At 41.0% G+C, this 458-nt stretch carries 1 pseudogene; it reads right to left on the bottom strand.

Annotated features, from left to right (window positions below):
* A pseudogene (locus ACF8FD_RS02775) lies at nt 1-458 on the bottom strand (IS5-like element ISAha1 family transposase); the annotation flags it as partial.

The following is a 458-nucleotide window of genomic DNA, read 5'->3' as shown; positions in this document are numbered from 1 at the left end:
AATCTCATTGACTTGGCTTTGAAAGTTTCTCGCACGGAGTTTATCGCCTAATAATTTGATGCAATGCATCTTGGTTTCTATCAGACTTCTGCGATGATAGCCTGACCAATTTTTCCATATTGTTCTTCCTAAACGTTTAACTGTTCGAAGTAATTCATTTCGCTCTAGCGAGCTGGTCTTTGTATCTTTCCAAGGTTTCGCATTTTTTCTTGGCGGAATCACCGCATGTGCTTGTCGGTCTGCAATTACTTGACGGCATTGCTTGGTGTCATAAGCCCCATCAGTATAGACAGAGTCAATCTGCTCATCTTGTGGAATCTGATCGAGTAAATCACCAAGCACTTGTGAATCACTCACATTATTTGTAGTGAGTTGAATAGCGCGTATTTGAAGGGTTTCAGCATCTATACCAATATGAAGTTTACGCCATTGGCGACGATATTCAGGTTGGTGTTTCT

The sequence above is a fragment of the Acinetobacter sp. TYF_19 genome (assembly GCF_043105125.1).
Lineage (GTDB): Bacteria > Pseudomonadota > Gammaproteobacteria > Pseudomonadales > Moraxellaceae > Acinetobacter > Acinetobacter johnsonii.
The sequence above is the reverse complement of the archived record's forward strand: the minus strand, read 5'-3'. Positions and strand labels throughout refer to the sequence as shown.